At 72.0% G+C, this 24,038-nt stretch carries 25 protein-coding genes; 16 read left to right on the forward strand and 9 right to left on the reverse strand.

The window, feature by feature from the left end:
* Positions 1 to 49 precede the first annotated feature (49 nt).
* Complete coding sequence (locus Vgi01_RS15460) at positions 50 to 1,000, reverse strand: TIGR03557 family F420-dependent LLM class oxidoreductase (RefSeq protein WP_204291476.1); 951 nt, start codon at positions 998 to 1,000, stop codon at positions 50 to 52.
* A 309-nt stretch (positions 1,001 to 1,309) separates the two neighbouring features.
* Between Vgi01_RS15460 and Vgi01_RS15465 the strand changes: the two genes are divergently transcribed.
* On the forward strand, positions 1,310 to 2,821 hold the full coding sequence (locus Vgi01_RS15465; RefSeq protein WP_102658089.1) for a glycoside hydrolase family 3 protein: 1,512 nt from the start codon (positions 1,310 to 1,312) through the stop codon (positions 2,819 to 2,821).
* Here the strand turns inward: Vgi01_RS15465 and Vgi01_RS15470 are convergent.
* Positions 2,805 to 3,086 (reverse strand): GNAT family N-acetyltransferase, encoded by a 282-nt coding sequence (locus Vgi01_RS15470; RefSeq protein WP_239088994.1) that lies wholly within the window; start codon positions 3,084 to 3,086, stop codon positions 2,805 to 2,807. The genes Vgi01_RS15465 and Vgi01_RS15470 overlap by 17 nt on opposite strands.
* A 104-nt stretch (positions 3,087 to 3,190) precedes the next feature.
* On the opposite strand from Vgi01_RS15470, the gene Vgi01_RS15475 reads away from it, so the two are divergent.
* The 7 genes from Vgi01_RS15475 to Vgi01_RS15505 all read left to right on the forward strand — a co-directional run bounded on the left by Vgi01_RS15475 (position 3,191) and on the right by Vgi01_RS15505 (position 7,458).
* Positions 3,191 to 3,550: a hypothetical protein gene (locus Vgi01_RS15475; protein WP_102658122.1), complete on the forward strand. Its 360-nt coding sequence runs from the start codon at positions 3,191 to 3,193 to the stop codon at positions 3,548 to 3,550.
* A 60-nt stretch (positions 3,551 to 3,610) separates the two neighbouring features.
* Positions 3,611 to 4,432: a DUF1206 domain-containing protein gene (locus Vgi01_RS15480; RefSeq protein WP_102658088.1), complete on the forward strand. Its 822-nt coding sequence runs from the start codon at positions 3,611 to 3,613 to the stop codon at positions 4,430 to 4,432.
* A 107-nt stretch (positions 4,433 to 4,539) separates the two neighbouring features.
* Positions 4,540 to 5,730 (forward strand): mechanosensitive ion channel family protein, encoded by a 1,191-nt coding sequence (locus tag Vgi01_RS15485; protein WP_102658087.1) that lies wholly within the window; start codon positions 4,540 to 4,542, stop codon positions 5,728 to 5,730.
* A gap of 204 nt (positions 5,731 to 5,934) precedes the next feature.
* Positions 5,935 to 6,405, forward strand: coding sequence for a phage holin family protein (locus Vgi01_RS15490; protein WP_233196797.1), 471 nt, complete (start codon positions 5,935 to 5,937; stop codon positions 6,403 to 6,405).
* The gene (locus Vgi01_RS15495) at positions 6,402 to 6,722 is read left to right on the forward strand and encodes a DUF3618 domain-containing protein (RefSeq protein WP_102658086.1); all 321 of its coding nucleotides are present in this window, start codon (positions 6,402 to 6,404) and stop codon (positions 6,720 to 6,722) included. Before Vgi01_RS15490 ends, Vgi01_RS15495 begins: the two co-directional genes overlap by 4 nt.
* Complete coding sequence (locus Vgi01_RS15500; protein ID WP_102658085.1) at positions 6,719 to 6,991, forward strand: DUF4235 domain-containing protein; 273 nt, start codon at positions 6,719 to 6,721, stop codon at positions 6,989 to 6,991. The genes Vgi01_RS15495 and Vgi01_RS15500 overlap by 4 nt, the downstream gene beginning before the upstream one ends.
* A gap of 263 nt (positions 6,992 to 7,254) precedes the next feature.
* Positions 7,255 to 7,458, forward strand: coding sequence for a cold-shock protein (locus Vgi01_RS15505; RefSeq protein ID WP_013732668.1), 204 nt, complete (start codon positions 7,255 to 7,257; stop codon positions 7,456 to 7,458).
* Between the two features lie 99 nt (positions 7,459 to 7,557).
* On the opposite strand, the gene Vgi01_RS15510 is transcribed toward Vgi01_RS15505, so the two are convergent.
* The gene (locus Vgi01_RS15510) at positions 7,558 to 7,833 is read right to left on the reverse strand and encodes a hypothetical protein (protein ID WP_013732669.1); all 276 of its coding nucleotides are present in this window, start codon (positions 7,831 to 7,833) and stop codon (positions 7,558 to 7,560) included.
* Positions 7,827 to 8,810, reverse strand: coding sequence for an aldo/keto reductase (locus tag Vgi01_RS15515; protein ID WP_013732670.1), 984 nt, complete (start codon positions 8,808 to 8,810; stop codon positions 7,827 to 7,829). Before Vgi01_RS15515 ends, Vgi01_RS15510 begins: the two co-directional genes overlap by 7 nt.
* Before the next feature lie 91 nt (positions 8,811 to 8,901).
* Here Vgi01_RS15515 and Vgi01_RS15520 point away from each other — a divergent pair, with 91 nt between their 5' ends.
* Together Vgi01_RS15520 and Vgi01_RS15525 are read left to right on the forward strand one after the other, a co-directional pair.
* Positions 8,902 to 9,696: a trans-aconitate 2-methyltransferase gene (locus Vgi01_RS15520; protein ID WP_204291478.1), complete on the forward strand. Its 795-nt coding sequence runs from the start codon at positions 8,902 to 8,904 to the stop codon at positions 9,694 to 9,696.
* Entirely contained in the window at positions 9,693 to 10,718 is a 1,026-nt protein-coding gene (locus Vgi01_RS15525) for an adenosine deaminase (protein WP_204291479.1), read from the forward strand. Before Vgi01_RS15520 ends, Vgi01_RS15525 begins: the two co-directional genes overlap by 4 nt.
* Positions 10,719 to 10,979: 261 nt before the next feature.
* Here the strand turns inward: Vgi01_RS15525 and Vgi01_RS15530 are convergent, their stop codons facing one another.
* Positions 10,980 to 12,383, reverse strand: a complete 1,404-nt coding sequence (locus Vgi01_RS15530; RefSeq protein WP_204291480.1) for a HAMP domain-containing sensor histidine kinase — start codon at positions 12,381 to 12,383, stop codon at positions 10,980 to 10,982.
* A gap of 29 nt (positions 12,384 to 12,412) precedes the next feature.
* Entirely contained in the window at positions 12,413 to 13,102 is a 690-nt protein-coding gene (locus tag Vgi01_RS15535; RefSeq protein ID WP_102658081.1) for a response regulator transcription factor, read from the reverse strand.
* A 74-nt stretch (positions 13,103 to 13,176) separates the two neighbouring features.
* On the opposite strand from Vgi01_RS15535, the gene Vgi01_RS15540 reads away from it, so the two are divergent.
* Positions 13,177 to 14,097 (forward strand): ADP-ribosylglycohydrolase family protein, encoded by a 921-nt coding sequence (locus Vgi01_RS15540; RefSeq protein WP_102658118.1) that lies wholly within the window; start codon positions 13,177 to 13,179, stop codon positions 14,095 to 14,097.
* Positions 14,098 to 14,115: 18 nt separating this feature from the next.
* On the opposite strand, the gene Vgi01_RS15545 is transcribed toward Vgi01_RS15540, so the two are convergent.
* Entirely contained in the window at positions 14,116 to 14,961 is an 846-nt protein-coding gene (locus Vgi01_RS15545) for a DUF1775 domain-containing protein (RefSeq protein ID WP_204291481.1), read from the reverse strand.
* A 199-nt stretch (positions 14,962 to 15,160) separates the two neighbouring features.
* On the opposite strand from Vgi01_RS15545, the gene thrS reads away from it, so the two are divergent.
* On the forward strand, positions 15,161 to 17,161 hold the full coding sequence (gene thrS, locus Vgi01_RS15550) for a threonine--tRNA ligase (protein WP_102658079.1): 2,001 nt from the start codon (positions 15,161 to 15,163) through the stop codon (positions 17,159 to 17,161).
* A 54-nt stretch (positions 17,162 to 17,215) separates the two neighbouring features.
* On the opposite strand, the gene Vgi01_RS15555 is transcribed toward thrS, so the two are convergent.
* On the reverse strand, positions 17,216 to 17,965 hold the full coding sequence (locus Vgi01_RS15555) for a D-Ala-D-Ala carboxypeptidase family metallohydrolase (protein ID WP_204291482.1): 750 nt from the start codon (positions 17,963 to 17,965) through the stop codon (positions 17,216 to 17,218).
* A 212-nt stretch (positions 17,966 to 18,177) separates the two neighbouring features.
* Here Vgi01_RS15555 and Vgi01_RS15560 point away from each other — a divergent pair, with 212 nt between their 5' ends.
* Together Vgi01_RS15560 and Vgi01_RS15565 are read left to right on the forward strand one after the other, a co-directional pair.
* Complete coding sequence (locus Vgi01_RS15560; RefSeq protein WP_204291511.1) at positions 18,178 to 18,690, forward strand: HIT family protein; 513 nt, start codon at positions 18,178 to 18,180, stop codon at positions 18,688 to 18,690.
* A 330-nt stretch (positions 18,691 to 19,020) separates the two neighbouring features.
* Positions 19,021 to 20,079 carry an aldo/keto reductase gene (locus Vgi01_RS15565; protein ID WP_204291483.1) on the forward strand — a complete coding sequence of 353 codons (1,059 nt, stop codon included), beginning with the start codon at positions 19,021 to 19,023 and terminating at the stop codon, positions 20,077 to 20,079.
* A 17-nt stretch (positions 20,080 to 20,096) separates the two neighbouring features.
* Here the strand turns inward: Vgi01_RS15565 and Vgi01_RS15570 are convergent, their stop codons facing one another.
* Positions 20,097 to 22,247: an elongation factor G-like protein EF-G2 gene (locus Vgi01_RS15570; protein WP_204291484.1), complete on the reverse strand. Its 2,151-nt coding sequence runs from the start codon at positions 22,245 to 22,247 to the stop codon at positions 20,097 to 20,099.
* Between the two features lie 244 nt (positions 22,248 to 22,491).
* Here Vgi01_RS15570 and pgsA point away from each other — a divergent pair, with 244 nt between their 5' ends.
* A complete protein-coding gene (pgsA, locus tag Vgi01_RS15575; RefSeq protein ID WP_126712572.1) occupies positions 22,492 to 23,124 on the forward strand; it encodes a phosphatidylinositol phosphate synthase in 633 nt (210 codons plus the stop codon).
* Between the two features lie 28 nt (positions 23,125 to 23,152).
* The gene (locus Vgi01_RS15580; RefSeq protein WP_204291485.1) at positions 23,153 to 24,031 is read left to right on the forward strand and encodes a phosphatidylinositol mannoside acyltransferase; all 879 of its coding nucleotides are present in this window, start codon (positions 23,153 to 23,155) and stop codon (positions 24,029 to 24,031) included.
* Positions 24,032 to 24,038: the final 7 nt, after the last annotated feature.

Consider the following 24,038-nt stretch of genomic DNA (forward strand, 5'->3'; position numbering starts at 1 on the left):
GCAGGTACCCGGGTGCCGCCGCGCCGAAACCGGATACCGCAGTCGCCGGTCAGGCCAGTCGGGGCAGCACCTCCCGCTGGTACAGGTCGAGCAGTTCCTGCCAGTGCGGTCCGGTGTTGGCGACGTAGACCTCGTCGAAGCCGGCCTTCGCGTACGCGTCGATCCGCGCCAGGTGTGCCTCGGCGTCGTTGCCGCAGACGATCGCCTCGCGCATCGCCTGCGGGTCGACGAGTTGGGCGGCCTGCTCGAAGTGCCGGGGCGAGGGCAGCACCTGCAACAGTTCGCCCGGGATCGCCTCGGTCGGCCACCGCTCGTACGCCAGCCGTACGCCCTCCTGCTCGGTCGGCGCGTACGCGGCCTTGAAGCCGGCCTGGCACGGCTTGTCGCCGCCGCCGTTGTCGCGGAAGCGGCGCACCAGGTCGGCGTCGGGCACGGTGTTGATGAAGCCGTCGCCGATGCGGGCGGCGAGGTCGACCGCCTTGGGACCGAACGCGGAGACGTAGACCGGCGGAGGGGTCTCGGGCAGCGTGTAGAGGCGGGCGTGTTCGACCTGGTAGTGGCGTCCGTGGTGGTTGACGAACCCGCCGTCCCAGAGTTTGCGCATCACCTCGACCGCCTCCTGCAGCATCTGCAGCCGGATGCCGGCCTGCGGCCACCGGTCGCCGAGGATGTGCTCGTTGAGCGCTTCGCCGGAGCCGACCCCGAGGACGAAGCGTCCCTCGTGCAGCACCGCGCTGGTGGCCGCCGCCTGGGCCAGCACGGCGGGGTGGATGCGTGTGGTCGGGCAGGTCACTGCGGTGGTGACGGGTAACCGGGTGGCCTGGCTCAGCGCGCCGATCATGGACCAGACGAAAGGTGCCTGGCCCTGCGCGTCGATCCACGGGTGGTAGTGGTCGGAGATCCAGAGGGCGGCGAATCCGGCCCGTTCCGCGGCCCGCGCCTGGGCCAGTAGCTCCGCAGGCGCATACTCCTCAGTGGACAGAAAGTAGCCGATCTTCATGGGCTGCCCCTCGCCGTGTCGGTGTCTGCGGCAGCGGTACCCCGCGGTGTGCCGGTCACACCCGGTGGGGGTCAGCGTCGGAACATCGCCCGGATCGCGAGGAGCAGCAGCAGGCCGCCGACCACCAGGCCGAGCAGGCGTACGCCGGGGATGTCGGCCGCGTTCGTCGCTTCGGCAAGCAGCGGTTCCATCCCCGCACTCTCGCGGGGCAGCGCTCCCAAGGCAACTGTAAGGTTTATTGACTATTCGTTGGCGCGGTGTGACCATGTCTGCACCGTCGGGTGGCGGTACGAGCGGAGGAGAGCGGGCATGAGCGCGTCCAACGGAAACCTGGCGGCGTTGGCGACAGCCGTTCTCCAGCCCGGTTTCGTCGGCACCGTCCCACCCGACTGGGTCCGCCGCTGGCTCGGCGACGGGCTCGGGTCGGTGGTCCTGTTCAGCCGCAACGTCGTCGACCCGGAGCAGGTCAGCGCGCTGACCGCCGCGCTGCGGGCGGAACGGCCCGACGTGATCGTCGCGATCGACGAGGAGGCCGGCGACGTCACCCGGATCGAGTCGGTGCGGGGCAGTTCCCGGCCGGGCAACCTCGCCCTCGGCATCGTGGACGACCCGGCGCTCACCGAGGAGGTCGCCCGCGACCTCGGTGCCGAACTCGCCGCCGCCGGAGTGACCCTGAACTACGCGCCGGACGCCGACGTCAACTCCAACCCGGACAATCCGGTGATCGGGGTCCGTTCCTTCGGCGCCGACGCCGCGCTGGTGGCCCGGCACACCACCGCCTGGGTACGCGGCCTGCAGTCCAGCGGTGTCGCCGCCTGCGCCAAGCACTTTCCGGGCCACGGCGACACCCACGTCGACTCGCACCACGACCTGCCCCGGATCACCGCCGACCGGGCCCGGCTGGACGCCGTCGAGCTGGCCCCCTTCCGGGCCGCTGTCGCCGCGGGCGTACAGGCGGTGATGACCGGCCATCTGCTGGTGCCGGCGTTGGACCCGCACCTGCCGGCCACCTTGAGCAGCCGGATCCTCGGTGGCCTGCTCCGGGAGGAGTTGGGCTTCAGCGGGGTGGTGGTGACCGACGGGATCGAGATGCAGGCCGTGGCGGGCCGGTACGGCCTCTCCGGTGCCGTCGTACGGGCCCTCGCCGCCGGTGCCGACGCGATCTGCGTGGGCGGCGAGCACGCCGACGAGCAGACCGTCCGTCACCTGCGGGACGCCATCGTGGCCGCGGTCGTCGCCGGGGACCTGCCGGAGGAGCGGCTGGCCGAAGCGGCCAAGCGGGTCGGTCAGCTCGCCGCCTGGACGGTGGCCGCCCGGGCGGCCGGGCCGCTCGGCGATCCGGCCGACGGCACCGGTTCGACGGTCGGTCTGCACGCGGCCCGTCGCGCCGTGCGGATCACCCGGACCGGTGGGGAGGCCGCGCTGCCGCTGGGCCGCGCCGCGCACGTGGTGGAGTTCGCGCCACCGCACAACATCGCCATCGGCGCGGACACCCCGTGGGGCGTGGCCGCACCCCTGGCCGAACTGCTGCCGGGCACCACCGTCGCCCGCTACACCGAGGCCGCGACGCCGGCCGACCCAGGCGCCGACGCCGCCGGCCGGCCCCTGGTCCTGGTGGTGCGGGACCTGCACCGGCACACCTGGATGCGCGCCGCCGTCGACCGGGCACTGACCGCCCACCCGGACGCGGTGGTGGTGGAGCTGGGAGTCCCCGCGCTTGTCACCGGGCCGGTGCACATCGCCACCCACGGCGCCACCCGGGCCGCGGGACGGGCCGCGGCCGAGGTGCTCAGCGGAGTCACCGTCACGTCAGGCTGGTGACCAGGTCGGCGTACTCGGGGTGGCGTTTGATGAACGCGGCCATGAAGGGGCACTGCGGCACGATCCGCTGACCCTGGGCGCGGACCTGGTCCAGCGTGCCGCGCATCAGCGCCGAGCCGACGCCCATGCCCTGGAACGCCGGGTCCACCTCGGTGTGGGTGAAGACCAGCGCCTCCCCGCGGGGCAGGTACGCGGTGAACCCGGCAAGCGCGTCGTCGACCAGGATCTCGTAGCGGTGTTTGGCGGCGTTCTCCTCGACCAGCATGCTCACGCCGCCCATTGTCCACCGGCCGGCGCGACGCCGACGGTGTTCGCGGGCCGGCGCGACGCCGACGGTGTTAGCCGGCGTCTCGTACGCTTGGCGGCGTGATGAACCGACCCCCCGCCGGTAGGACCCCCCGTACCCGCAGAATCGCCGGTCTGCTCGCCGGTCTCGCCCTGGGCACGGCACTGCTGGCCGGCTGCAGCTCGGAAGGCGCCAGCACCAACTGCGGACTGGACGCCTGCACGGTGACCTTCGACCGTGGCGTCGAGGCAAGTGCCAACATCCTCGGCGTCGAGGCCAAGCTGGTCGGTGTGCAGAACGACCAGGTCACCCTCGACATCGCCGGTGAGCAGTTGACGTTGACCGTCGGCCAGCAGGCCGCCGAGGTCGGTGGCCTCGGGGTCACCCTGGACAGCGTCACGGATTCGCAGGTCGCGGTCCGGATCGCCCGCAACCCGGGCTGAGCGGTCACGGCGGGCGGCGGCCCACGTTTGGAAATCTTCGCGTTCGGTGATTGAGAGCCCATGTCTCTTACCCGGAACGCCGAAGCCACCGCCGCCCGTACGGCCGACAGCCGGTGGCTGGAACTCCTCGCCCGGGCCGGTTTCATCGGCTACGGGATCGTGCACCTGTTGTTCGGCTGGCTGGTCCTGCAGCTCGCGTTCGGCAAGTCTGCCGACGACGGCGACCAGTCCGGCGCGCTGCGTACCCTCGCGGCGCAACCCATGGGCAAGTTCCTTGTCATCGCGATCGCCGTCGGCATGCTCGCCATGGCGATCTGGCAGGCCCTCGAAGCGGCCGTCGGGCACCACGCCGCGCAGGGCAACGACCGGACCAAGGAGCGGGTCGTCTCCGCCGCCCGGACGGTCATCTACCTCTGGTTGGCCTGGACGGCCTGGAAGGTCTTCTCCAACGCCAACTCCGACAGCGCCTCCCAGCAGGAGGAGCTCACCGCGCGGCTGATGGAGTCCAGCGGTGGCCGCTGGCTGGTCGGCCTCGCCGGTCTGGTGCTCGCCGGCATCGGTGTCGGCATGGTCGTCTACGGGGCCAAGAAGAAGTTCATGAAGCGGCTGAAGACCGGTGAGATGAACGCCCGGACCACCCAGCTCGCCCGCCGTCTCGGCATGGCCGGCTACATCTCCCGGGGCAGCGCCTTCGCCGTCACCGGTCTGCTGGTCGTGCTGGCCGCGGTCAACTACGACCCGGAGAAGGCCCGTGGCCTGGACGCCGCGCTGCGGACGCTGCGCGACCAGCCCTTCGGCACCCTCCTGCTGCTCCTGATCGGCCTGGGCATCGCCGCCTTCGGCGTCTACTGCTTCCTCCAGTCCCGCTACCGCAAGGTCTGAACCCTCCGGCCGGCCACCGCATCCCCAGCGGTGGCCGGCGGCGGCGATCCGAGGCAAGATGGCCCCTTTGTGCGGATCTTGCCGTCGGACCGGAGGGAGAGGAACACGTGCACAGTTACCTGGTTACGGTCGTCGCCGCGCTCGTCGCGGCGGCGGCCGCTGTCGTGGTCGTCGAGGTGGTGCATCGACTGATCGGACGGTGGGGACGTCGGTCGGTGCTGCTGACCGAGCTGGCCGAGCACGCGCACCGGGCCGCCCAGGTGACCGCGACGGTGCTGTCCGTGCAGTTCGCCGTCCGCTTCAGCACCGGCTACGCCGTCGACGCCCCCTGGCGGCAGGTGCTGCTGCATCTGCTGGTGCTCGCGGTGATCGCCGCCAGCGCCTGGCTGGTCGCCGCCCTGCTGGTGGTGGTCGAGGACACCGCACTGGCCCGGTTCCGCGTCGACGTGCCGGACAACCGGCACGCCCGCCGGGTACGCACCCAGGTCGTCATGCTCCGCCGGGTCACCATCGTGGTGATCGTGGTCCTCACCCTCGGCGTGATGCTGATGACCTTCCCCGCCGTCCGCGGCATCGGTGCCGGCGTGCTGACCAGCGCCGGCGTGGTCGGTATCGTCGCCGCGCTGGCCGCGCAGAGTCTGCTCGGCAACCTCTTCGCCGGGCTGCAACTGGCCTTCAGCGACGCGGTCCGCCTCGACGACGTGGTGGTGGTCGAGGGGGAGTGGGGCCGCATCGAGGAGTTGACCCTCAGCTACGTGGTGGTGCAGATCTGGGACGACCGGCGGCTGATCCTGCCCACCTCCTACTTCACCAGCACCCCGTTCCAGAACTGGACCCGGACCGAGGCCGCCGTGCTGGGCACGGCCGAGTTCGAGGTCGACTGGTCGGTTCCGGTGCAGGCCATGCGGGAGGAGTTGCGTCGCCTGGTGGAGGGCACCGACCTGTGGGACGGCCGGGTCTGCGTACTCCAGGTGACGGACGCGACCGGCGGCATGGTCAAGATTCGCGCGTTGGTGAGCGCCGCCAGCGCCGGCGCGTTGTGGGACCTGCGCTGCCTGGTCCGCGAACACCTGGTGGCCTGGGTACGCGACCAGCGGCCCACCGCGATGCCCCGGCTGCGCGCCGAGGTCGGCGACGGTGCCGGCACCCTGCCCTGGCAGTGGGTACGGCCCGCGCGGGCCCCACGCCGTCGCTCCGACGTGCCGGACGACGCGCGCCTCTTCGGTGGCAGCGACGACGGCGAGGCCCGCAGCGAGGCTTTCGTCGGCCCCGACGAACCCGCCGAGGCGCGCCACTGACCCGGTGCCGGCCGCTCTGGCACGGGACGTCACGGCATTCGAATTGCACATCCGGTTCGGTGGCGTCCGTTTGCCGGCGCGTTTTCTGGGGACCTGCTGCGGGACGCTTCTGTCCCATCTCGGTGCTGCGCCGGGTGACGAGTCGAGGATTGACCGGCGGCGAGTTCGGGCATACAGCGCGGTGATGAACGAGAGGGGGACAGCATGGCCGACGTGGCGAATATCAGGACATCCCACAACGGGGGGACATCCCACAACGGGAAGACCGCCCATCTCGGGAGCGAACCGTCCACCGCCGAGCTGGTCCAGCGGGCGGCCGAGCAGGTCTCCCGGCTGGTGCGCGACGAACTCACGCTAGCCCGTGCCGAGCTGACGGAGAAGGGCAAGCGCGCCGGCATCGGTGCCGGTCTGCTCGCCGGCGGCGGCGCGTTCGCGTTCTTCGGTCTCGGTGCGCTGGTGACCACCGCGATCCTGCTGCTGGCCCTGGTGATGCCGGCGTGGGTCGCCGCGCTGATCGTGGCGGTGGTCATGTTCCTGATCGCCGGTGTGCTGGCTCTGATCGGACGCCGTCAGGTCAGCCGGGCGGTGCCGCCGGTGCCGCAGGCGACCGTGCGCAGCCTGCGCGCCGACGTCGACGTGGTCAGCGCCGCGGTGAAGGACAGGGGACGGGCATGACGCGCAACGGCACCGGCGACACCGAGGCGCTGCGGGCGGAGATCCAGCGGACCCGGGTCGAGTTGGGCGAGACGATGGAGGCGCTGGCCGCGAAGGCCGACGTCAAGAAGCGGCTGAAGTCCTCTGCGGACCAGGCCCGGGAGCGGGTGCGTGACCAGGCCGCGATGACCGTCGCCCGGGTCCGTGCACAGACCGGCCTGCGCCGGGAGATGTCCGCGGACGGGGCTCGCAGCGGTCCGGCGCCCTTCGTGGCGCTGGCCGCCGGTGCGGTCGTCGCCGCGGTGATTCTGGCCATCATCCAGGGGAGGCGTCGATGAGCAAGGGCATCGGCAAGGCCGCCTACCGGCCGGTCGGGGTGCTGATGGGCCTCGCCGCCGGTGCCATCGCCGGCAGCATCTTCCGTCAGGTGTGGAAGATGACCGCCGGAGACGGCGAGGCGCCCAACGCGACCGATGAGGACCGTCGCTGGGGTGAGATCCTCGCGGCGGCGGCCCTGCAGGGAGCAATTTTCGCGGTGGTGCGGGCCGCCGTGGATCGTGGCGGAGCGGTGGGCGTACGCCGCCTGACCGGCAGTTGGCCGGACTAGAACGGCCGCGCGCAGGGCACTTTCGACTCATGCACAGCCGCCGTCGAGCGATGCCGACGTATCCGTCAGGTCACATGTCGGAGAATTTCGTCCGCTAGGCTGTGCAGAGTTTTTGCGTACGTGGTTTGCTGTTCCACGCTGTTGAGAGATGGCGTGGTTGAGAGAAGCTCTCCTTCACCGGGGGCCGCCTCAGGCACCGCTGCTCGAAAACGGCCAACCGGCCGCACGGCGTGCTGGGCCGCCAGTTTTAGAAGGAGATACACATGGCGCAGGGAACCGTGAAGTGGTTCAACGCTGACAAGGGCTTCGGCTTCATCACCGTCGACGGCGGGGGTGCAGACGTGTTCGTCCACTTCTCGGCCATCCAGTCCAGCGGCTACCGCACGCTGGAGGAGAACCAGCGGGTGGAGTTCGAGATCGCCCAGGGCCAGAAGGGTCCGCAGGCCGAGCAGGTCCGCCCCCTCTGAGAACACCGGTCGGCGGCTGCCGGCCAGTGGCGAGGCCGCCCCACACATCGGTGTGAAGCCCCGCGTTCCGACAGGACGCGGGGCTTTTTCCTGCCCACCTCAGGCAGGCGGTCCCGACCCTCGGCGGTTGCGGGCGCGCGCGCCCAGCCAGAGCAGGACCAGGCCGGCCAGCATCAGCACCGGGCCGATGACGGCCCAGATCCGCTGGCCGGCCATCACGCTGCCCTCGACATAGCCCAGCCCCTGCACCGTGCAGGCCGCACCGAGGACCACGCCCAGCAGGCCGAGGGTGAGCCGGAACCATCCGCTCATCGCGATCTCCTGGTCGTCGGGCCGGCGGGGCGCGACGCTGTCGGCCGGTGTGTCACTCACCATCGGTGATGCACCTGCGGCCGGATCAGCTCGTCGTAGACCGAGGCCACCTCGGCCAGCTCCGATGTCGACAGTGGCGGTTGATCGGCTGCGGCGACGTTGGCGCGGGCCTGTGCCGCGTCCCGGGCGCCGGGGATCACCACGGTGACGCCCGGCTGGTCGAGCACCCAGCGCAGCGCGAACTGGGCCATCGTCCGGTCGTCGCCGACCAGCGGGGCGAGGCGGCGTACGGCGGCCAGGCCGGTGGTGAAGTCGACGCCGGAGAACGTCTCGCCGACGTCGAACGCCTCCCCGTGTCGGTTGTACGAGCGGTGGTCGTCGGCGGCGAAGGTGGTGTGCTCGTCGTAGCGGCCGGAGAGCAGACCGCTGGCCAGCGGCACCCGGGCGATGATGCCGACACCGGCGTTCGCGGCGGCCGGCAGCACCCGCTCCAGCGGCTTGTGGCGCAGCGCGTTGAGGATGATCTGGACGCTGGCCACCCCGGGGCGGGCGATTGCGGTCAGCGCCTCGTCGCAGGTCTCCACGCTGACGCCGTACGCGGCGATGCGCTTCTCCTCGACCAGGGTGTCCAGGGCGTCGAAGACCGCGTCGTCGGCGAAGACCACCGTCGGCGGGCAGTGCAACTGCACCAGGTCCAGAGTGTCCACGCCGAGGTTGGCCCGGGACCGGTCGGTCCAGGCGCGGAAGTTGTCCAGGGTGTACGCCTCGGGGGTCTGCGGCACGCGGCGGCCCATCTTGGTCGCCACGGTCAGCGCGGTGTCCGGGCGGGCGGCCCGGAAGCGGCCGATGAGCTGCTCGCTGCGCCCGTCGCCGTACACGTCGGCGGTGTCCAGGAAGGTGACGCCGGCCTCGACCGCGGCATCGAGCACCGCCATCGCGTCGTCCTCGCTGACCGTGCCCCAGTCGGCACCGAGCTGCCAGGCGCCGAGGCCGACCACGCCGGCCTGCCGACCCAGTCGGGGGAAGGTGCGTTGCTCCATGAGGCTGAGCCTAGTTGCTCACTTGCTGTGAGCCGGAGCGGGCCGTACTCTAACAAGACGTACGTACGGTTTGTATTTTTGGAGGCGTGAGATGTGGGACCCGGCGACCTACCTGCGTTACCGCGACGAACGTTCCCGGCCCTTCGAGGACCTGCTCGCCCGGGTGCCGGTCGAACAGCCGAGGACGGTGGTCGATCTCGGCTGCGGCCCGGGCACCCTGACCGCCACCCTCGCCGCCCGCTGGCCGGACAGCCGGATCGTCGGCCTGGACTCCTCGCCGGAGATGATCGCCCGGGCCGCCACGCTCGACGTACCGGTCAGCTTCGAGGTGGCCGACCTGCGTGACTGGCGTCCCGACCCGCACACCGACGTGCTGGTCAGCAACGCCGCCCTGCAATGGGTGCCTGAGCACCGTGAGCTGCTCACCAGGTGGGCCGCGCAGCTGCCCGCCGGTGCCTGGATGGCCATCGGAGTGCCCGGCAACTTCGCGGCCCCGTCGCACCGCGCGCTGCGTGAGGTAGCCGGACTCGCGGCCTGGCGCGCCGAACTGGCCCCGTTCCAGCGGGAGGTGCCGGTCGCCGAGCCGGTCGACTACGCCGAGTCGCTGGTCGCCGCCGGCTGCGCCGTGGACGCCTGGGAGACTACCTACGTGCACCTGCTGGAGGCCCGGCCCGACGCGGATCATCCGGTGCTGACCTGGATGGAGGGCACCGCGCTGCGTCCGGTCCGGGCCACGCTCGACGCCGCCGGCTGGTCGGCCTTCCGGGCCGCCCTGGGCGTACGCCTCGCCGAGGCGTACCCGGTGCGGCAGGGGCAGGTGTACTTCCCGTTCCGCCGGATCTTCGTCGTCGCCCGTGTCGGCGCCAGCGCCCAGGAGAATCTGTGACCGATCTGCGTACCTTCATCGCCGGACTGCCCAAGGTGGAGCTGCACGTGCACCACGTCGGCTCCGCCTTACCCCGGATCGTGGCCGAGCTGGCCGCGCGCCACGAGGGGCGCAGCCCGGTCCCGGCGGATCCGCAGCAGCTGGCCGACTACTTCGTGTTCCGCGACTTCGCGCACTTCATCGAGCTCTACCTCAGCGTCGTGGACCTGATCCGCGACCAGGAGGACGTCTGGATCCTCACCCACGAGGTGGCCCGGGAACTGGCGCGCCAACAGGTCCGCTACGCCGAGCTGACCGTGACGCCGTTCTCGCACGTACGCCGCGGCATCCCCGCCCCGGCGTTCTGCGAGGCCATTGAGGACGCCCGCCGACGGGCCGCCGCCGACTTCGGCATCGAGCTGCGCTGGTGCTTCGACATCCCGGGCGAGGCGGGACTGGAGGCCGCCGAGGAGACGCTGCGGATCAGCCTCGACGAACGCCCGGACGGGCTGATCAGCTTCGGCCTGGGCGGCCCCGAGATCGGGGTGCCGCGCCCACAGTTCAAGCCCTACTTCGACCAGGCTCGGGCGGCCGGACTGCGCTCGGTGCCGCACGCCGGGGAGACCACCGGGCCGCAGACCGTCTGGGATGCGCTGCGCGAGCTGGGCGCCGAACGCATCGGCCACGGCATCTCCGCCGCGCAGGATCCCGAGCTGCTGAAGTACCTCGCCGAGCGGCAGATCCCGATGGAGGTGTGCCCGACCTCCAACGTGCGGACCCGGGCGGTACCGGCCATCGAGGAGCACCCGCTGCCCCTCCTCGTCGAGGCCGGGCTGCTGGTGACCATCAACTCCGACGACCCGCCGATGTTCGGCACCACCCTCGACGACGAGTACGCGGTGGCCGCCCGGCTGCTCGACGCCGGCCCGGAGCAGGTGGCGCAGCTGGCCCGCAACGCGGTGGCCGCGTCGTTCCTCGACGAGACCGGCAAGCGCCGGATCCTCGACGAGATCGACGCCTACCTGTCGGCCGCGCTGGCCTGAGCACCGGCGCAGAAGCGCAACGACCCGGGTGAGTGGCGCGCGGCGGGAGGAGGTGTGGGGGGACCATGTCTCCCGCCGCGCGCACGGCTCCACCGGCCGGTGCGCTGGGAGCGAAGGCCGGTGGAACTGCTGGGTTCGAAGGAATCCTGCCAGCGAGCGGCGGGCGCACCGCCCGGGTTAATCCCGATCTAAGGAAGACTTGTCCCGGGGCACAACCCGCTCATCCCTGCGACGTCCGGCGGTCACCGTACGCGTCGGGGTTCACTGGCCCGTCGGACGCTGCCGGGGCCACCGACGCCCGCTGCTCTTCTGCTCCCGGGCCATCCGCCCGACCAGACCGAAACGGCTGACCTGACGCGGTGTCGCCTCCGGGTCGGCGAGCAGCATCACCACGCTGGCCCCGCCGAGCCGGGCCCGGTCGATGCTCACCGAACCGTTGGCCTGCAACGCCACCCGCTTGGCGATGTCCAGACCCAGCCCGGTGGAGCCCTGGTCGCTGGCACCCCGGCGCAGCGCCCGGTCGGCGTCGGCGATGCCCGGCCCGGCGTCGTCGATCCGGATCGCCACGTACCCGTCACGTCGGGAGACCGCCACCTCGAACGCGGTGCCCTGCGGGGTGTAGCGGAACACGTTGCCGATCACCGCGTCCAACGCGGCGGCCAACTCCGCCCGGGGCACCGGCGCGGGAATCCGCAACTGGGCGCCGATCACCCGGTGCGGACGGTTCTGGTCGCCCGCCAGGGCCGCCCAGAAGACCATCCGGTCCCGGACCACCTCACTGACGTCGCACATGGCCGGCCCCGCCTCGGTGGTCACCGCCTTGCGGGTGGTCTTGATCAGCGTGTCGATCTCACCCTCCAGGGTGACGATCGCCTGCCGGATGCGCCGGATCCCCCGCCGGTGGTCCAACTCCGCCTGGCTGAACGAGCCCACGCTTGTGTCGTCGGGCTCCAACGCCTCCGCGTCGAGCCGCAGCACGGTCAGCGGGGTACGCAACCGGTGCGACAGGTCCGCCACGAGTTCCCGCTCCTCGGTGCGGGCCGCGACGAGACGTTCGGCCATCCGGTTGAAGGCGTGACCGGCCTCGGCCAGCTCGCGGGGGCCGCTGAGCTCGACGCGTACGCCCAGGTCGCCGTCGCCGACCGCGAGCGCCGCCTTGACCAGATCCCGGGTGGCGTCCACCGTCCGCGCGGCGACCCGGTCCACCACCAGCACCGCCGCACCCACCAGGGCGACGGCCACACCGGCGAGCAGCAGCCACCGGTTGCCGGCGTCCCCGCCGAGGGCGGAGTCCGGCACGAAGACCTCCACCACGGCGGTCCGATCGGCCAGCACCACCGGATCCAACCGCAACACGCCACCGTCGACGTCGAACACCACGGAACGCCGCTCGGCCCGCGCCTGCGCCAGGTGGTCGGCGTCGGCCCGTCCGGTCGCGTCGGCGTCAGCGTCGTCGGCCAGGCCGTGCACCACCGGGCGGGTCGCCGCGTCGTCGCCGCTGGCCTCGACCGCGCGGGCCACCACGTCGGGGTCGGTGCTCACCGCGAGCGCCCCGGTCACCAGCGCGCTGCGCCGGGCGGCGTCGGCGATCGCCTCCTCCCGGGCCTGGCTGCCGAGGGTCAGCCCGAGCGGCACCAGGAAGACCAGCGCCAGCAGTACGCCCATGCCGGCCGTCGCCAGGGCCAGGGACCGCCTCAGTCCGGCGCCACCAGCCGGAAGCCCACCCCCCGCACGGTGCGCAGGTAGCGTGGCTTCGCCGCGGACTCGCCCATTTTGCGGCGTAGCCAGTACAGGTGAACGTCGATGGTCTGGTCCTCGCCGACCGATGGCTGCCGCCATACCTCCTCCAAGAGCTCCCGCCGGGACACTACCCGGCCGGGACGCGCGGCGAGGTATGCCAGCAGGTCGAATTCCTTTCGGGTCAGCGCCAGCGACTCCCCGTCGAGCTGTGCGCTGCGTTCGCCGAGGTCGACCCGCAGGCCGCCGACGCTGAGCACGACCGGCTGCTCCGCCCGACTGGCCCGGCCCACCCGCCGCAGCACGCTGGTGATCCGGGCGTCCAGGTGCGCGCCGGTGAACGGCTTGACCATGTAGTCGTCGGCTCCGGCCCGCAGCAGTTTGACCACGGACTGTTCGTCGTCGCGGGCGGTGGCGATGATGATCGGTACGTCGGTGATGCCGCGCAGCATCCGCAGCGCGTCCGAGCCGTCCAGATCCGGCAACCCCAGATCGAGGACGACGAGATCGGGCACCTCCGCGGCGACCCGGCGCAGCGCGTCCAGGGCGGTGCCGACGGCGTGCACCGCGTGACCTCGATCGGTGAGCGACCGCAGCATCGCGCCGCGTACGACATGATCGTCTTCGACCAGGAGGACGGTGGCCACCCCAGCACGGTACTCGGCGCGGCGGATGGTTCGTCGTTGCGGCCCACCCCGGAACCCGCCAAGCTGATATGACGATGACATTCACCCTTTACCCGGACACCCGACTCACGCTGGCCCGGGACAGCCTCGCGGGTCTGTCGGTCGGCGATGCCCTCGGATCCCAGTTCTTCGTACCGGGCCGCAAGCCGGCCGACCTGGCTGCCGGGCTGCTTCCGCCGGCACCGTGGCAGTGGACCGACGACACCGAGATGGCCTGCTCGGTGCTGGCAGCCCTGGCGCAGACGGGCAGCATCGACCGGGACGCCCTGGCGGTCGCGTTCGCGCAGCGCTGCGAACCGTACCGGGGTTACGGCCCCGGTGCCGTGCGCATCCTGCGGCTGATCCGCACCGGTACCCCCTGGCCGGTCGCCGCTGCCGCCGCCTTCGACGGGCAGGGCTCGTGCGGCAACGGCGCGGCGATGCGGGTCGCGCCGCTGGGTGCGTACTTCGCCGACTCGACCAGCCGGGCCGCCGCGCAGGCGCAGGCGTCGGCCGAGGTGACTCACGCCCACCCGGAGGGGATCGCCGGTGCCGTCGCGGTGGCGGTGGCCGCGTCGCTGGCCGCGCGGGCCCGCCTGGACGGCGACCGACCCGACCCGGCCCGGCTGCTCGCCGGGGTGGCCGCCGCGCTGGATCCGGCGACCGAGGTGCACCGGGGCGTACGCCGGGCCGTCGACCTGCTCGGTCGACCGCTGACCGAGGTCGTGGCGGCGCTCGGCAACGGCAGCCGGGTCACCGCGCAGGACACCGTCGCCTTCACCCTGTGGGTCGCCGCCAGCTACCTGGACGACTATCCGGCGGCCGTACGGGCCTGTGTCGAGGCGGGCGGGGACGTGGACACCACCGCCGCCATCGTCGGCGGGATGGTGGCCGGGTACACCGGAGTCGGCACCTCGGGCGGGGTGCCCACCGGCTGGCTGGCGGCCCGTGAACCGCTACCGGAGTGGACCGGCTGACCCCGACGCCCGACCCACTCAGCGCCGGACGCCGACCCGCTGCTCCTGCTCGGCGACCGGTGCGGTCGGTTGCTCGGCGCTCGGTTCCTCGTCGAGCACCGTGCGGTCGACGTCCTCGGTGGTGCTGCGGCGGCGCCGGCTGATCAGCCAGCCCACCACCGCACCGCCGCCCAGACCGGCGACCAGACCGGCGGCGACCAGACTGTTGGCGTTCAGGCTGTCGGCGTTCGGGCCCCCGTCGGTGCCGGCCGGAGCCGCCGGGGTGTCGGCCGACGAGCCTTCCGGGGCCGTGCCGTGACCACCGTGCGCGCCGGGGTAGGCCGGGTCGCCGGGCGTCAGGGTCAGCGGCGGCAGCGGACGCTGACCGGGGCCGGCACCCCAATGCACCTGGAGCCCGTCGGCGTAGGTCTGGGTCAGCTCGAAGCTCACCTGGTCGGTCTGCGGCAGCGGGGCCATCGAGAAGACCAGGCGGGCCGGACCCGGATCCGCCGGACCGGGAGCGCGGGTCCAGGTCAGCGCGGCGGTCACGACATCGGTCGCCGGGCCGTGCATGCCCGCGACCGGGACGTCCAGCTTGCGGGTGGTGATCGCGGGCGCCCAGCCCTCCACCGAGAGCGGATACACCTCGGCCACCGGAGTCTCCGCCGGCATCCGGATCTCGATCCGCTCGGTCCGGACCCCGGGCCGTTCGTCGGGCACCAGGAACTCGAGCTTGACCGAGTTGCCCTGCTGGGCCTCGGCCGGAGTGAACGTCACGCCGTCGGCCCACGCCGTGGTCGCAGGCCAGAGCAGCACCCCGGCCGTGGCCAGGGCGGCCACCAGCCCACCCCGGCGTCGACGGCTGCCGCCGCGCGTCATCGCCATCCTGGGTTCCCCATCCGTGTCGACGTGGCCGGAACCGGCTCCGGCCACACCTGGTAGTTCGGTTCCCGGGCCGAAAAGGTTCAACGTCGGCCGGATTCGTCCCCTACGGTGTCGGGGACGGTGGCCGCCGGGCCGACCGATACCATCGCGGTGAGCCGTCACCGGCACCTTCCGTCACACCTGCTGCGAGGAGTTCCCCGTGTCCGCACCCCGTACCCCTGCCGTGGCCGACCCCGTCGTCGTCGCCGCCGGGACGACGGCGGCCGACGCGGTGGCCGCCGCCGAACTGCCCACCAACGGCCCGAAGGCGATCGTGGTGGTCCGCGACCCGCAGGGCGTGTTGCGTGACCTGGACTGGCGTCCGGCCGAGGACACCGTCGTCGAGCCGGTCGCGCTCAACGAGCCGGACGGGCTCAACGTGCTGCGGCACTCGACCGCGCACGTGCTGGCCCAGGCGGTGCAGGACATCTTCCCCGAGGCCAAGCTGGGCATCGGCCCGCCGATCGAGAACGGCTTCTACTACGACTTCGCCGTCGACAAGCCGTTCCAGCCGGACGACCTGGCCAAGCTCGAAAAGCGGATGCAGGAGATCATCAAGTCCGGCCAGCGGTTCCGTCGCCGCCGCTTCGACAGCCTGGACGAGGCGAAGGCCGAGCTGGCCGCCGAGCCGTTCAAGCTGGAACTGATCGACGTCAAGGGCGAGGGGCTGGACTCCTCCGAGGTGATGGAGGTCGGCGGCGGCGAGCTGACCATCTACGACAACCTGGCCGCCAACTCCGACAAGGTCTGCTGGTCGGACCTGTGCCGGGGCCCGCACCTGCCGAACACCCGGCTGATCGGCGCGTTCAAGCTGATGCGCTCGGCCGCCGCGTACTGGCGTGGGTCGGAGAAGAATCCGCAGTTGCAGCGGGTGTACGGCACCGCCTGGCCGACCCGCGACGAGCTCAAGGCGTACCTGAAGCTGTTGGAGGAGGCCGCCCGGCGCGACCACCGCAAGCTCGGTGTGGACCTCGACCTGTTCAGCTTCCCCGACGAACTCGGCTCCGGCCTGGCGGTCTTCCACCCCAAGGGCGGCATCATCCGCCGCGAGATGGAGAACTACTCGCGGCTCAAGCACGAGCAGGCCGGGTACGAGTTCGTCAACACCCCGCACATCACCAAGGGCCACCTGTACGAGGTCTCCGGGCACCTGGACTGGTACGCCGACGGCATGTTCCCGCCCATGGAGGTGGAGGGCGCCAGCTACTACCTCAAGCCGATGAACTGCCCGATGCACGACCTGATCTTCCGCTCCCGTGGTCGCTCCTACCGGGAGCTGCCGCTGCGGATGTTCGAGTTCGGCACGGTCTACCGGTACGAGAAGTCCGGTGTGGTGCACGGCCTGACCCGGGTGCGCGGCATGACGCAGGACGACGCGCACATCTTCTGCACCGAGGAGCAGATGGCCGGCGAGCTGAAGTCGCTGCTCGCCTTCGTGCTGGAACTGCTGCGCGACTACGGCCTGGACGACTTCTACCTGGAGCTGTCCACCCGTAACCCGGAGAAGTCGGTAGGCACCGACGAGAACTGGGAGCGGGCCACCGAGGCGCTGCGCTCGGCCGCCGAGGAGTCCGGGCTCACCCTGGTACCGGACCCGGGCGGGGCGGCCTTCTACGGGCCGAAGATCTCCGTGCAGGCCAAGGACGCCATCGGCCGGACCTGGCAGATGTCCACCATCCAGGTCGACTTCAACCTGCCGGAGCGCTTCGGCCTGGAGTACCAGGCCGCCGACGGCACCCGGCAGCGGCCGGTGATGATCCACCGGGCGCTGTTCGGCTCGATCGAGCGGTTCTTCGGGGTGCTCACCGAGCACTACGCGGGCGCGTTCCCGGCCTGGCTGTCCCCGGTGCAGGTGGTCGGCATCCCGATCCGGGACGACCACGCGGACTACCTGCACGGCTTCGTCGCCGCACTGCGCGCCGAGGGCATCCGCGCCCAGGTCGACTCCGGTGACGAGCGGATGCAGAAGAAGATCCGTAACGCCCAGCAGCAGAAGATCCCGTTCATGGTGATCGCCGGGGACGACGACGTGGCCGCCGGTACGGTCTCGTTCCGCTACCGCGACGGCTCGCAGCGCAACGGCGTGCCGTTGGCCGAGGCGGTCACCCACGTCCTCGACGTGGTCAACACCCGCACCAACGTCGGCCCGTCCGCCGCCTGACCCGCCGTTACGGCAGCCCCGCGTTCGGCGGGGCTGCCGTCGCGCGAGGGTGCGTCAGATCCCGCAGCTCGGTGCCGACCAGGAACGGCTGGGTGTGTTGCCCAGGTGGGTGTGGTCGTTGTGTCCCGGATATCCCGGGCCGAGGATGTTGGTGAACCCGTGGTTGCGGGCCTGCTGGGCGAGCGCGCAGAAGGAGTGCGACCCGACCAGGTCGATCCCGTCGCCGTAGAGGTGTCGGCTGTTGCTGGCGCCGCCGACCGCGCTGTTGCAGGAGTAGCTGCGGAATCCGCTGCTCAGGTAGAGCGGTGCGTTGCCCATGGCGCGGCGCATCGCCTGGAGCTTCCACATCGAGACCAGGGCGTTGAACCGTGCCGTGCTCGCCGACACCGCGCCGCCGGACCAGTCGCTGTTGCACCGGTTCCACTCGGCGTAGCTGAAGCTGACCGGGGTGCAGTCCGGGTCCTGCAGGGCGTAGATCTGGTTGAAGGTCTGCGCACCGGCCACCCCGTCGGCGGCCAGCCCGTAGGCCTGCTGGAAGCGGATCACCGCCGACCGGGTGGCCGGCCCGTACGCCCCGTCGAGGGTGAGCACCGCGCCGTAGCCGGGGTAGCCGGAGACGCGGATCTGCAACTGGCGTACGTCCTCGCCGGTCATGCCGGAGGAGAGGGTTCGACCCCAGGTGTAGCAGGCGTCGGCCCGGGCGGGGGCGCCGGTGGTGGTCACCGCCGTCAGGCTCGCCAGCGCGGCCAGGACGCAGGCGGTGAGGGCACTTGCCAGACGTTGCCGGACGGTACGTCGTTCCACAGCCACTCCAATCGACGATCTTCGAATTGGGAGGACTGAAAGTTTCATCGACGTCGATGTAATAGTCAAGAAACCCTTGTCGCATTCTGCAATTGGCCGTCACCTGTGGCCGCGATCGCCGGACGTCTGCGGTACGGGGTGGCGGACTCGCCCCGTGCGGTACGTAGGATCGCCGTGTGACTGGGGCGGACGAGCAGCACACCGACAGGGACATGGCAGACGGGCTGGACCGGCTCTGGACCCCCCACCGGATGACGTACATCTCCGGTGAGGACCGGCCCGAGGGCGGCTACGAACAGCCCTCCGGCTGCCCGTTCTGCCTGGCCCCGGGGCGATCCCACGAGGAGAGCCTGGTGGTGGCCCGGGGCGAGCACGTCTTCGTCGTGCTCAACCTGTACCCGTACAACCCGGGTCACCTGCTGGTCTGCCCGTACCGGCACGTGGCCGACTACACCGACCTGGACGAGCCGGAGACCGTCGAGCTGGCCGCGTTCACCCAGACCGCCATGCGGGTGGTCCGCAAGGTCAGCAACGCGCACGGCTTCAACCTCGGGATGAACCAGGGCGGGGTGGCCGGCGCGGGCATCGCCGCCCACCTGCACCAGCACGTGGTGCCCCGCTGGGGTGGCGACGCCAACTTCATGCCGGTGATCGGGCGTACCAAGGTCCTGCCGCAACTGCTCAGCGACACCCGCGACCTGTTCCTGCGCGCCTGGCCCAGCTGACCGACGACCGGACCGCGTCGGTCCGGGTCGGACCGGTGTCTGCCCCCTTTGCTCTGCTTCAACCGACGCAATGGCACGGCGACCGAAGTGTTGCGTCTGTTGAAGCAGAGCAAAGGAGAGATGTTGGTGAGGGTGTGGTGGCGCTGCGTGAACGGTCCGGCCGCTCGGTGACCGGCCGGTTTCCGGCGGTGAGCTGGGGCGGATGGGTCCGCGCCGGGAACGTGGGCGAGGCGCACCCGTAGGCGGGTGATCCCCGGGGTCCGGTCGTTCGTACGTATGGTCGTGATGGATCTCTGCCCAGCACCGGCTGGAAGATGGCACGATGCGCCGATGGTGCAGTCGACACGGACGCTGGGGCGCAGCGGCATCGAAGTCAGTGCCCTCGGCATGGGCTGCTGGGCGATCGGTGGCCCGTGGGCGGAGGGCCGCACCCCGCTGGGCTGGGGAGCGGTCGACGACGCCGAGTCGGTACGGGCCATCCGCCGCGCCCTCGACCTCGGTGTGACGCTGTTCGACACCGCCGACACGTACGGGGCCGGGCACGGTGAGCGCATCCTCGGGCGGGCCCTTACCGGGCATCGGGACGCGGCGATCATCGCCACCAAGTGGGGCTACACCTTCGACGAGCAGACCCGGCAGGCCACCGGGTCGGATGCCTCACCGGCGTACCTGCACCGGGCCGTGCGGGCCTCGCTGCGTCGCCTCGGCACCGACCGCATCGACCTCTACCAACTGCACCTGGCCGACCTGCCGGTGGCCCGGGCGCAGGCCCTGATCGGCACCCTGGAGGACCTGGTCACCGACGGCCTGATCCGGACGTACGGCTGGAGCACCGACCGGGTCGACCGGGCCGCCGCCTTCGGCCAGCACGCCCCGCACGCCGTCGCCGTGCAGCACAGCCTGTCGGTGCTGCGCGACGCCCCCGAACTGCTCGGCGTCTGCGAGAAGTACGACCTGGCAAGCGTCAACCGGGGGCCGCTGGGCATGGGGCTGCTCACCGGCAAGTACCAGCCCGACTCGACGCTGCCGCACGACGACGTCCGGGGGATGGCCTCGGGCTGGTTGGAGTGGTTCCGGGGCGGCCGACCCGCCCCGGAGTGGCTGCGCCGGGTGCAGGCGGTCCGGGCGGCGTTGACCGCCGACGGGCGTACCCTCGCCCAGGGTGCGCTGGGCTGGATCTGGGCCCGCAGCGACCGCTCCATCCCGATCCCGGGCTGCCGCAGCGTCGCGCAGGTCGAGGAGAACGCCGCCGCGCTGACCCTCGGCCCGCTCACCCCCGACCACTTCGCCGAGGTCGAACGCCAACTCGCCGCGCTGCGCACCGCCGCCCTACGCGAGGCAGACCGCCCCTACTGGCCCAGCCCGATGCTGCCCACCGCCCGCCCCTGACCGGCGGCGGGCACCCGTCAGGCGTGCTCCTTGCGGATCTGGTCGGCCAGGTGCTCCGGCATCGGGTCGTAGCGGACGAAGTGGCGACGGAAGGTGCCGGCGCCGGCGGTCATCGCCCGCAACTCGACGGCGTAGCGCAGCAACTCCGTGGCGGGCACCTCGGCCCGGACCAGGGTGCGCCCCTCCGACTCCGGGTCCGACTCGGTGCCGAGCACCCGGCCCCGACGGCCGGACAGGTCACCCAGCACCGTGCCCACGCTGCCGTCGGGGACACGTACGGTCACCTCGTCGATCGGCTCCAGCAGCGCCGGGCGGCCCTTGGCGGCGGCGTCGCGCAGGGCCAGCGCCCCGGCGGTCTGGAACGCCGCGTCGGAGGAGTCGACGCTGTGCGCCTTGCCGTCGACCAGGGTCACCCGCAGGTCCACGACCGGGTGCCCGGCGAGCAGGCCGCGTTCCATCTGGGCGCGTACCCCCTTCTCCACTGACGGGATGTAGTTGTGCGGGACCGCCCCGCCGACCACCCGGTCGACGAACTCGAAGCCGGCGCCGCGCGGCAACGGCTCCACCTCGATGTCGCAGACCGCGTACTGGCCGTGCCCGCCGGACTGCTTGACGTGCCGGCCGTGCCCGGTCGCCGGGGCGGTCAGCGTCTCCCGCAACGCCACCTTTACCGGTTCGGTGTCCAACTCGACCTCGCCGGCGCGCAGCCGGTCGAGGACCACGTCGGCGTGCGCCTCGCCCATGCACCACAGCACCAGCTGATGGGTCTGCGGGTTGCGTTCCAGTCGCATCGTCGGGTCGCCGGCCACCAGGCGGGCCAGGTTGCGGGCCAGGGCGTCCTCGTCGGAACGGGACCGGGCGACGATCGCCACCGGCAGCAGCGGCTCCGGCATCTCCCACGGGGCGATCAGCAGCGGATCCTCCTTGGCGGAGATGGTGTCGCCGGTCTCCGCGCTGCCGGACTTGGTGATCGCGCAGATGTCGCCGGCCACCGCCGCACCGACCTCGCGCAAGGTGGCGCCCAGCGGGCTGTACAGGTGCGCGATCCGTTCGTCGGCGTCGTGGTCGGGGTGGCCACGTTCGGCCAGCCCGTGCCCGGCGATGTGCACCGTCTGGTCGGGGCGCAGGGTGCCGGAGAAGACCCGGACCACGCAGACCCGGCCGACGTGCCGGTCGATGGTGGTCCTGACCACCTCGGCGACCAGCGGACCGTCCGGGTCGCAGGTCAACGGCGGGCGGGGGGAGCCGTCCACCCCGGTGACCGCGGGCAGTGCGTGCTCCGGCGGCGACGGGAAGCCGGCGGTGAGCACCTCCAGCAGCACGTCCACCCCGACCCCGGTGGCCGCGCAGACCGGCACCACCGGATAGAAGTGGCCGCGGGCCACGGCCTTCTCCAGATCCTCGATCAGGATCTCGGCGTCGATCTCCTCGCCGCCGAGGTACCGGTCCATCAGGGTCTCGTCCTCGCTCTCGGCGATGATCCCCTCGATGAGTTCGTCGCGGGACTCCGTGATGGCCGGCAGGTGCTCGGGGTCGGGCTGGCGCACCTGCGCCGGCAGCCCGTCGGTGTAGTCGAAGACCCGCCGGGTGATCAGCCCGAGCAGACCGGCGGTGGAGACCCCGTCGTCGCCGAGCATCGGCAGGTACAGCGGCATCACGTTGTCGCCGAAGACCCGCTGGCACAGCGCCACCGCCTCGTCGAAGTCGGCGCGAGGATGATCCAGCCGGGCGACGGCGACCGCCCGGGGCATGTCGACGGCGGCGCACTCCTCCCACAACGCGGCGGTGGCGGCGTCCATCCCGTCCACGGCGGAGACCACGAACAGCGCGGCGTCGGCGGCCCGCAGGCCGGCCCGCAACTCGCCGACGAAGTCGGCGTAGCCGGGCGTGTCCAGCAGGTTGACCTTGATGCCGTCGTGCATCAGCGGCGCGCAGGCCAGCGAGACCGAACGCTGCTGGCGTACGGCCGCCGGATCGTGGTCGCAGACGGTGGTGCCGTCGGTGACCGAGCCGGCGCGGGGGATCGTGCCGGTTGCCGCGAGCAACGCCTCGACCAGTGTCGTCTTGCCCGCGCCGGAATGCCCGACGAGCACCACGTTGCGAATCTTCGCCGGATCGGTCACCACCGGTACCCCGGTGGCGTGCTTGTCCTGACTCCTCTGCGCCATCGGGCGCACCTCCCTCAACCGGTGGTGGTGACGACCGCCGCGCGCGACGGGGATGCGGCCCGGACGGGGTACCGCGGCGCTATCCTCCGGTGGTTCGCCCCGGACCGGGCAGTCAACGGGCAGTCGGGTGAGCTGGGTCACCCTCTCGACCCGATCCCACACCCGATGGCCGCCACGACACAACCCTCCCAGCTCGGACCGGCGTTGTCGGCGTGGTCGGGCCGACCGTTATCGTGGGACCGCCATGGCGAAGATCTTCCAAGTGTCGGTCCGCGCGGGGATGACCCGCGTCGTCGAACCGATTGCCCGCAGCCTGCTGCGCGCGGGCGTGTCCCCCAACGCGGTCACCGTCGCGGGCACCCTCGGGGTGCTCGTCGGCGCTCTCGGCTTCGGTGCCCGCGGCCACCTGGTCGCCGGTGCGCTGATCGTGACGGTCTTCGCGCTGACCGATCTGCTCGACGGAACGATGGCCCGGATGAGCGGCGGGTCGACCCGGTTCGGCGCGTTCCTCGACTCCAGCATGGACCGGGTCGCCGACAGCGCGGTGTTCGGCGCGGTCGCGTACTACCTGGCCACCGAGGGGGACCACGCGGGCATGGCCGCCGCGCTGATCTGCCTGGCCGCCGGCGGGCTCGTCTCGTACGTCAAGGCACGCGCCGAGGGACTGGGCATGAACGCCAACGTCGGCGTCGCCGAGCGTACGGAGCGCCTGCTGATCGTCGGTGTCGGTGGTCTGCTCGCCGCCCTGGTGCACCCGCTGGCGCTGCCGATCGCGCTCTGGCTGCTCGCGGCGGTGTCGCTGTTCACCGTCGGCCAGCGGATGCGGCACGTCTACCGGCAGGCCCAGCAGGTCGACGTGCCGGGTGGCCGCGGGTGAGCGGCACAGCCCGGCGACGGGGGTGCCGGTGAATCTCACCGAAATCGGTTACGTCGCCGGCTGGCGGCTGGTCCGCGCCCTACCCCGCCCGGTGGCTGCGGCGGCGTTCACCGCCGGCGCCGACCGGGCCCACCGTCGTCGGGGCTCCGGTGCCACCCGGCTGCGCGCCAACCTGCGCCGGGTGGTCGGCCCCGACCTGCCCGAGGACGAGCTGGACGACCTGGTCCGCGCCGGTCTGCGGTCGTACGCCCGCTACTGGATGGAAGCCTTCCGGCTGCCGTCGCTGAGCCGCGATCAGGTGCTCGCCACCTTCCGGCTGGACGGTGCCGAGCTGCTCGCCGCCGACGTGGCGGCCGGTCGGGGTGCGGTGGTGGCGCTGCCGCACGCCGGTAACTGGGACCTGGCCGGTGCCTGGGTGGTCGCCAACGGCTGGCCGCTGTCCACCGTCGCCGAGCGGCTCAAGCCGGAGGCCGTCTACAAACGGTTCATGGCCTTCCGGGAGGGGCTGGGCATGGAGATCCTGCCCACCACCGGTGGTGACCGGCCGCCCCTGGACGTGCTGACCGAGCGACTCAACGCCGGAGCGGTGGTGCCGCTGCTGGCCGACCGGGACCTGTCCGCCCGCGGGGTGGAGGTCGACTTCTTCGGCGGCCGGACCCGGATGCCGGCCGGTCCGGCGCTGCTGGCGTTGCGCACCGGCGCGCCGCTGTACGTGGCGTCCATGTGGTACGAACCGGATGCGGCGTGTGCCTCGCTCGAGGGTCCGCTGCCGGTGCCGGGCCACCAGGACGGCACGCTGGACAAGCGAGTTCGGTCGCTGACCCAGCTGATCGCGGACGGTCTCGCGGCGGGCATCGCCCGGCATCCGCAAGACTGGCACATGCTGCAGCGGATGTGGCTGGACTGAGGGGACG

Source organism: Micromonospora gifhornensis (assembly GCF_016863515.1).
Classification (GTDB): domain Bacteria; phylum Actinomycetota; class Actinomycetes; order Mycobacteriales; family Micromonosporaceae; genus Micromonospora; species Micromonospora gifhornensis.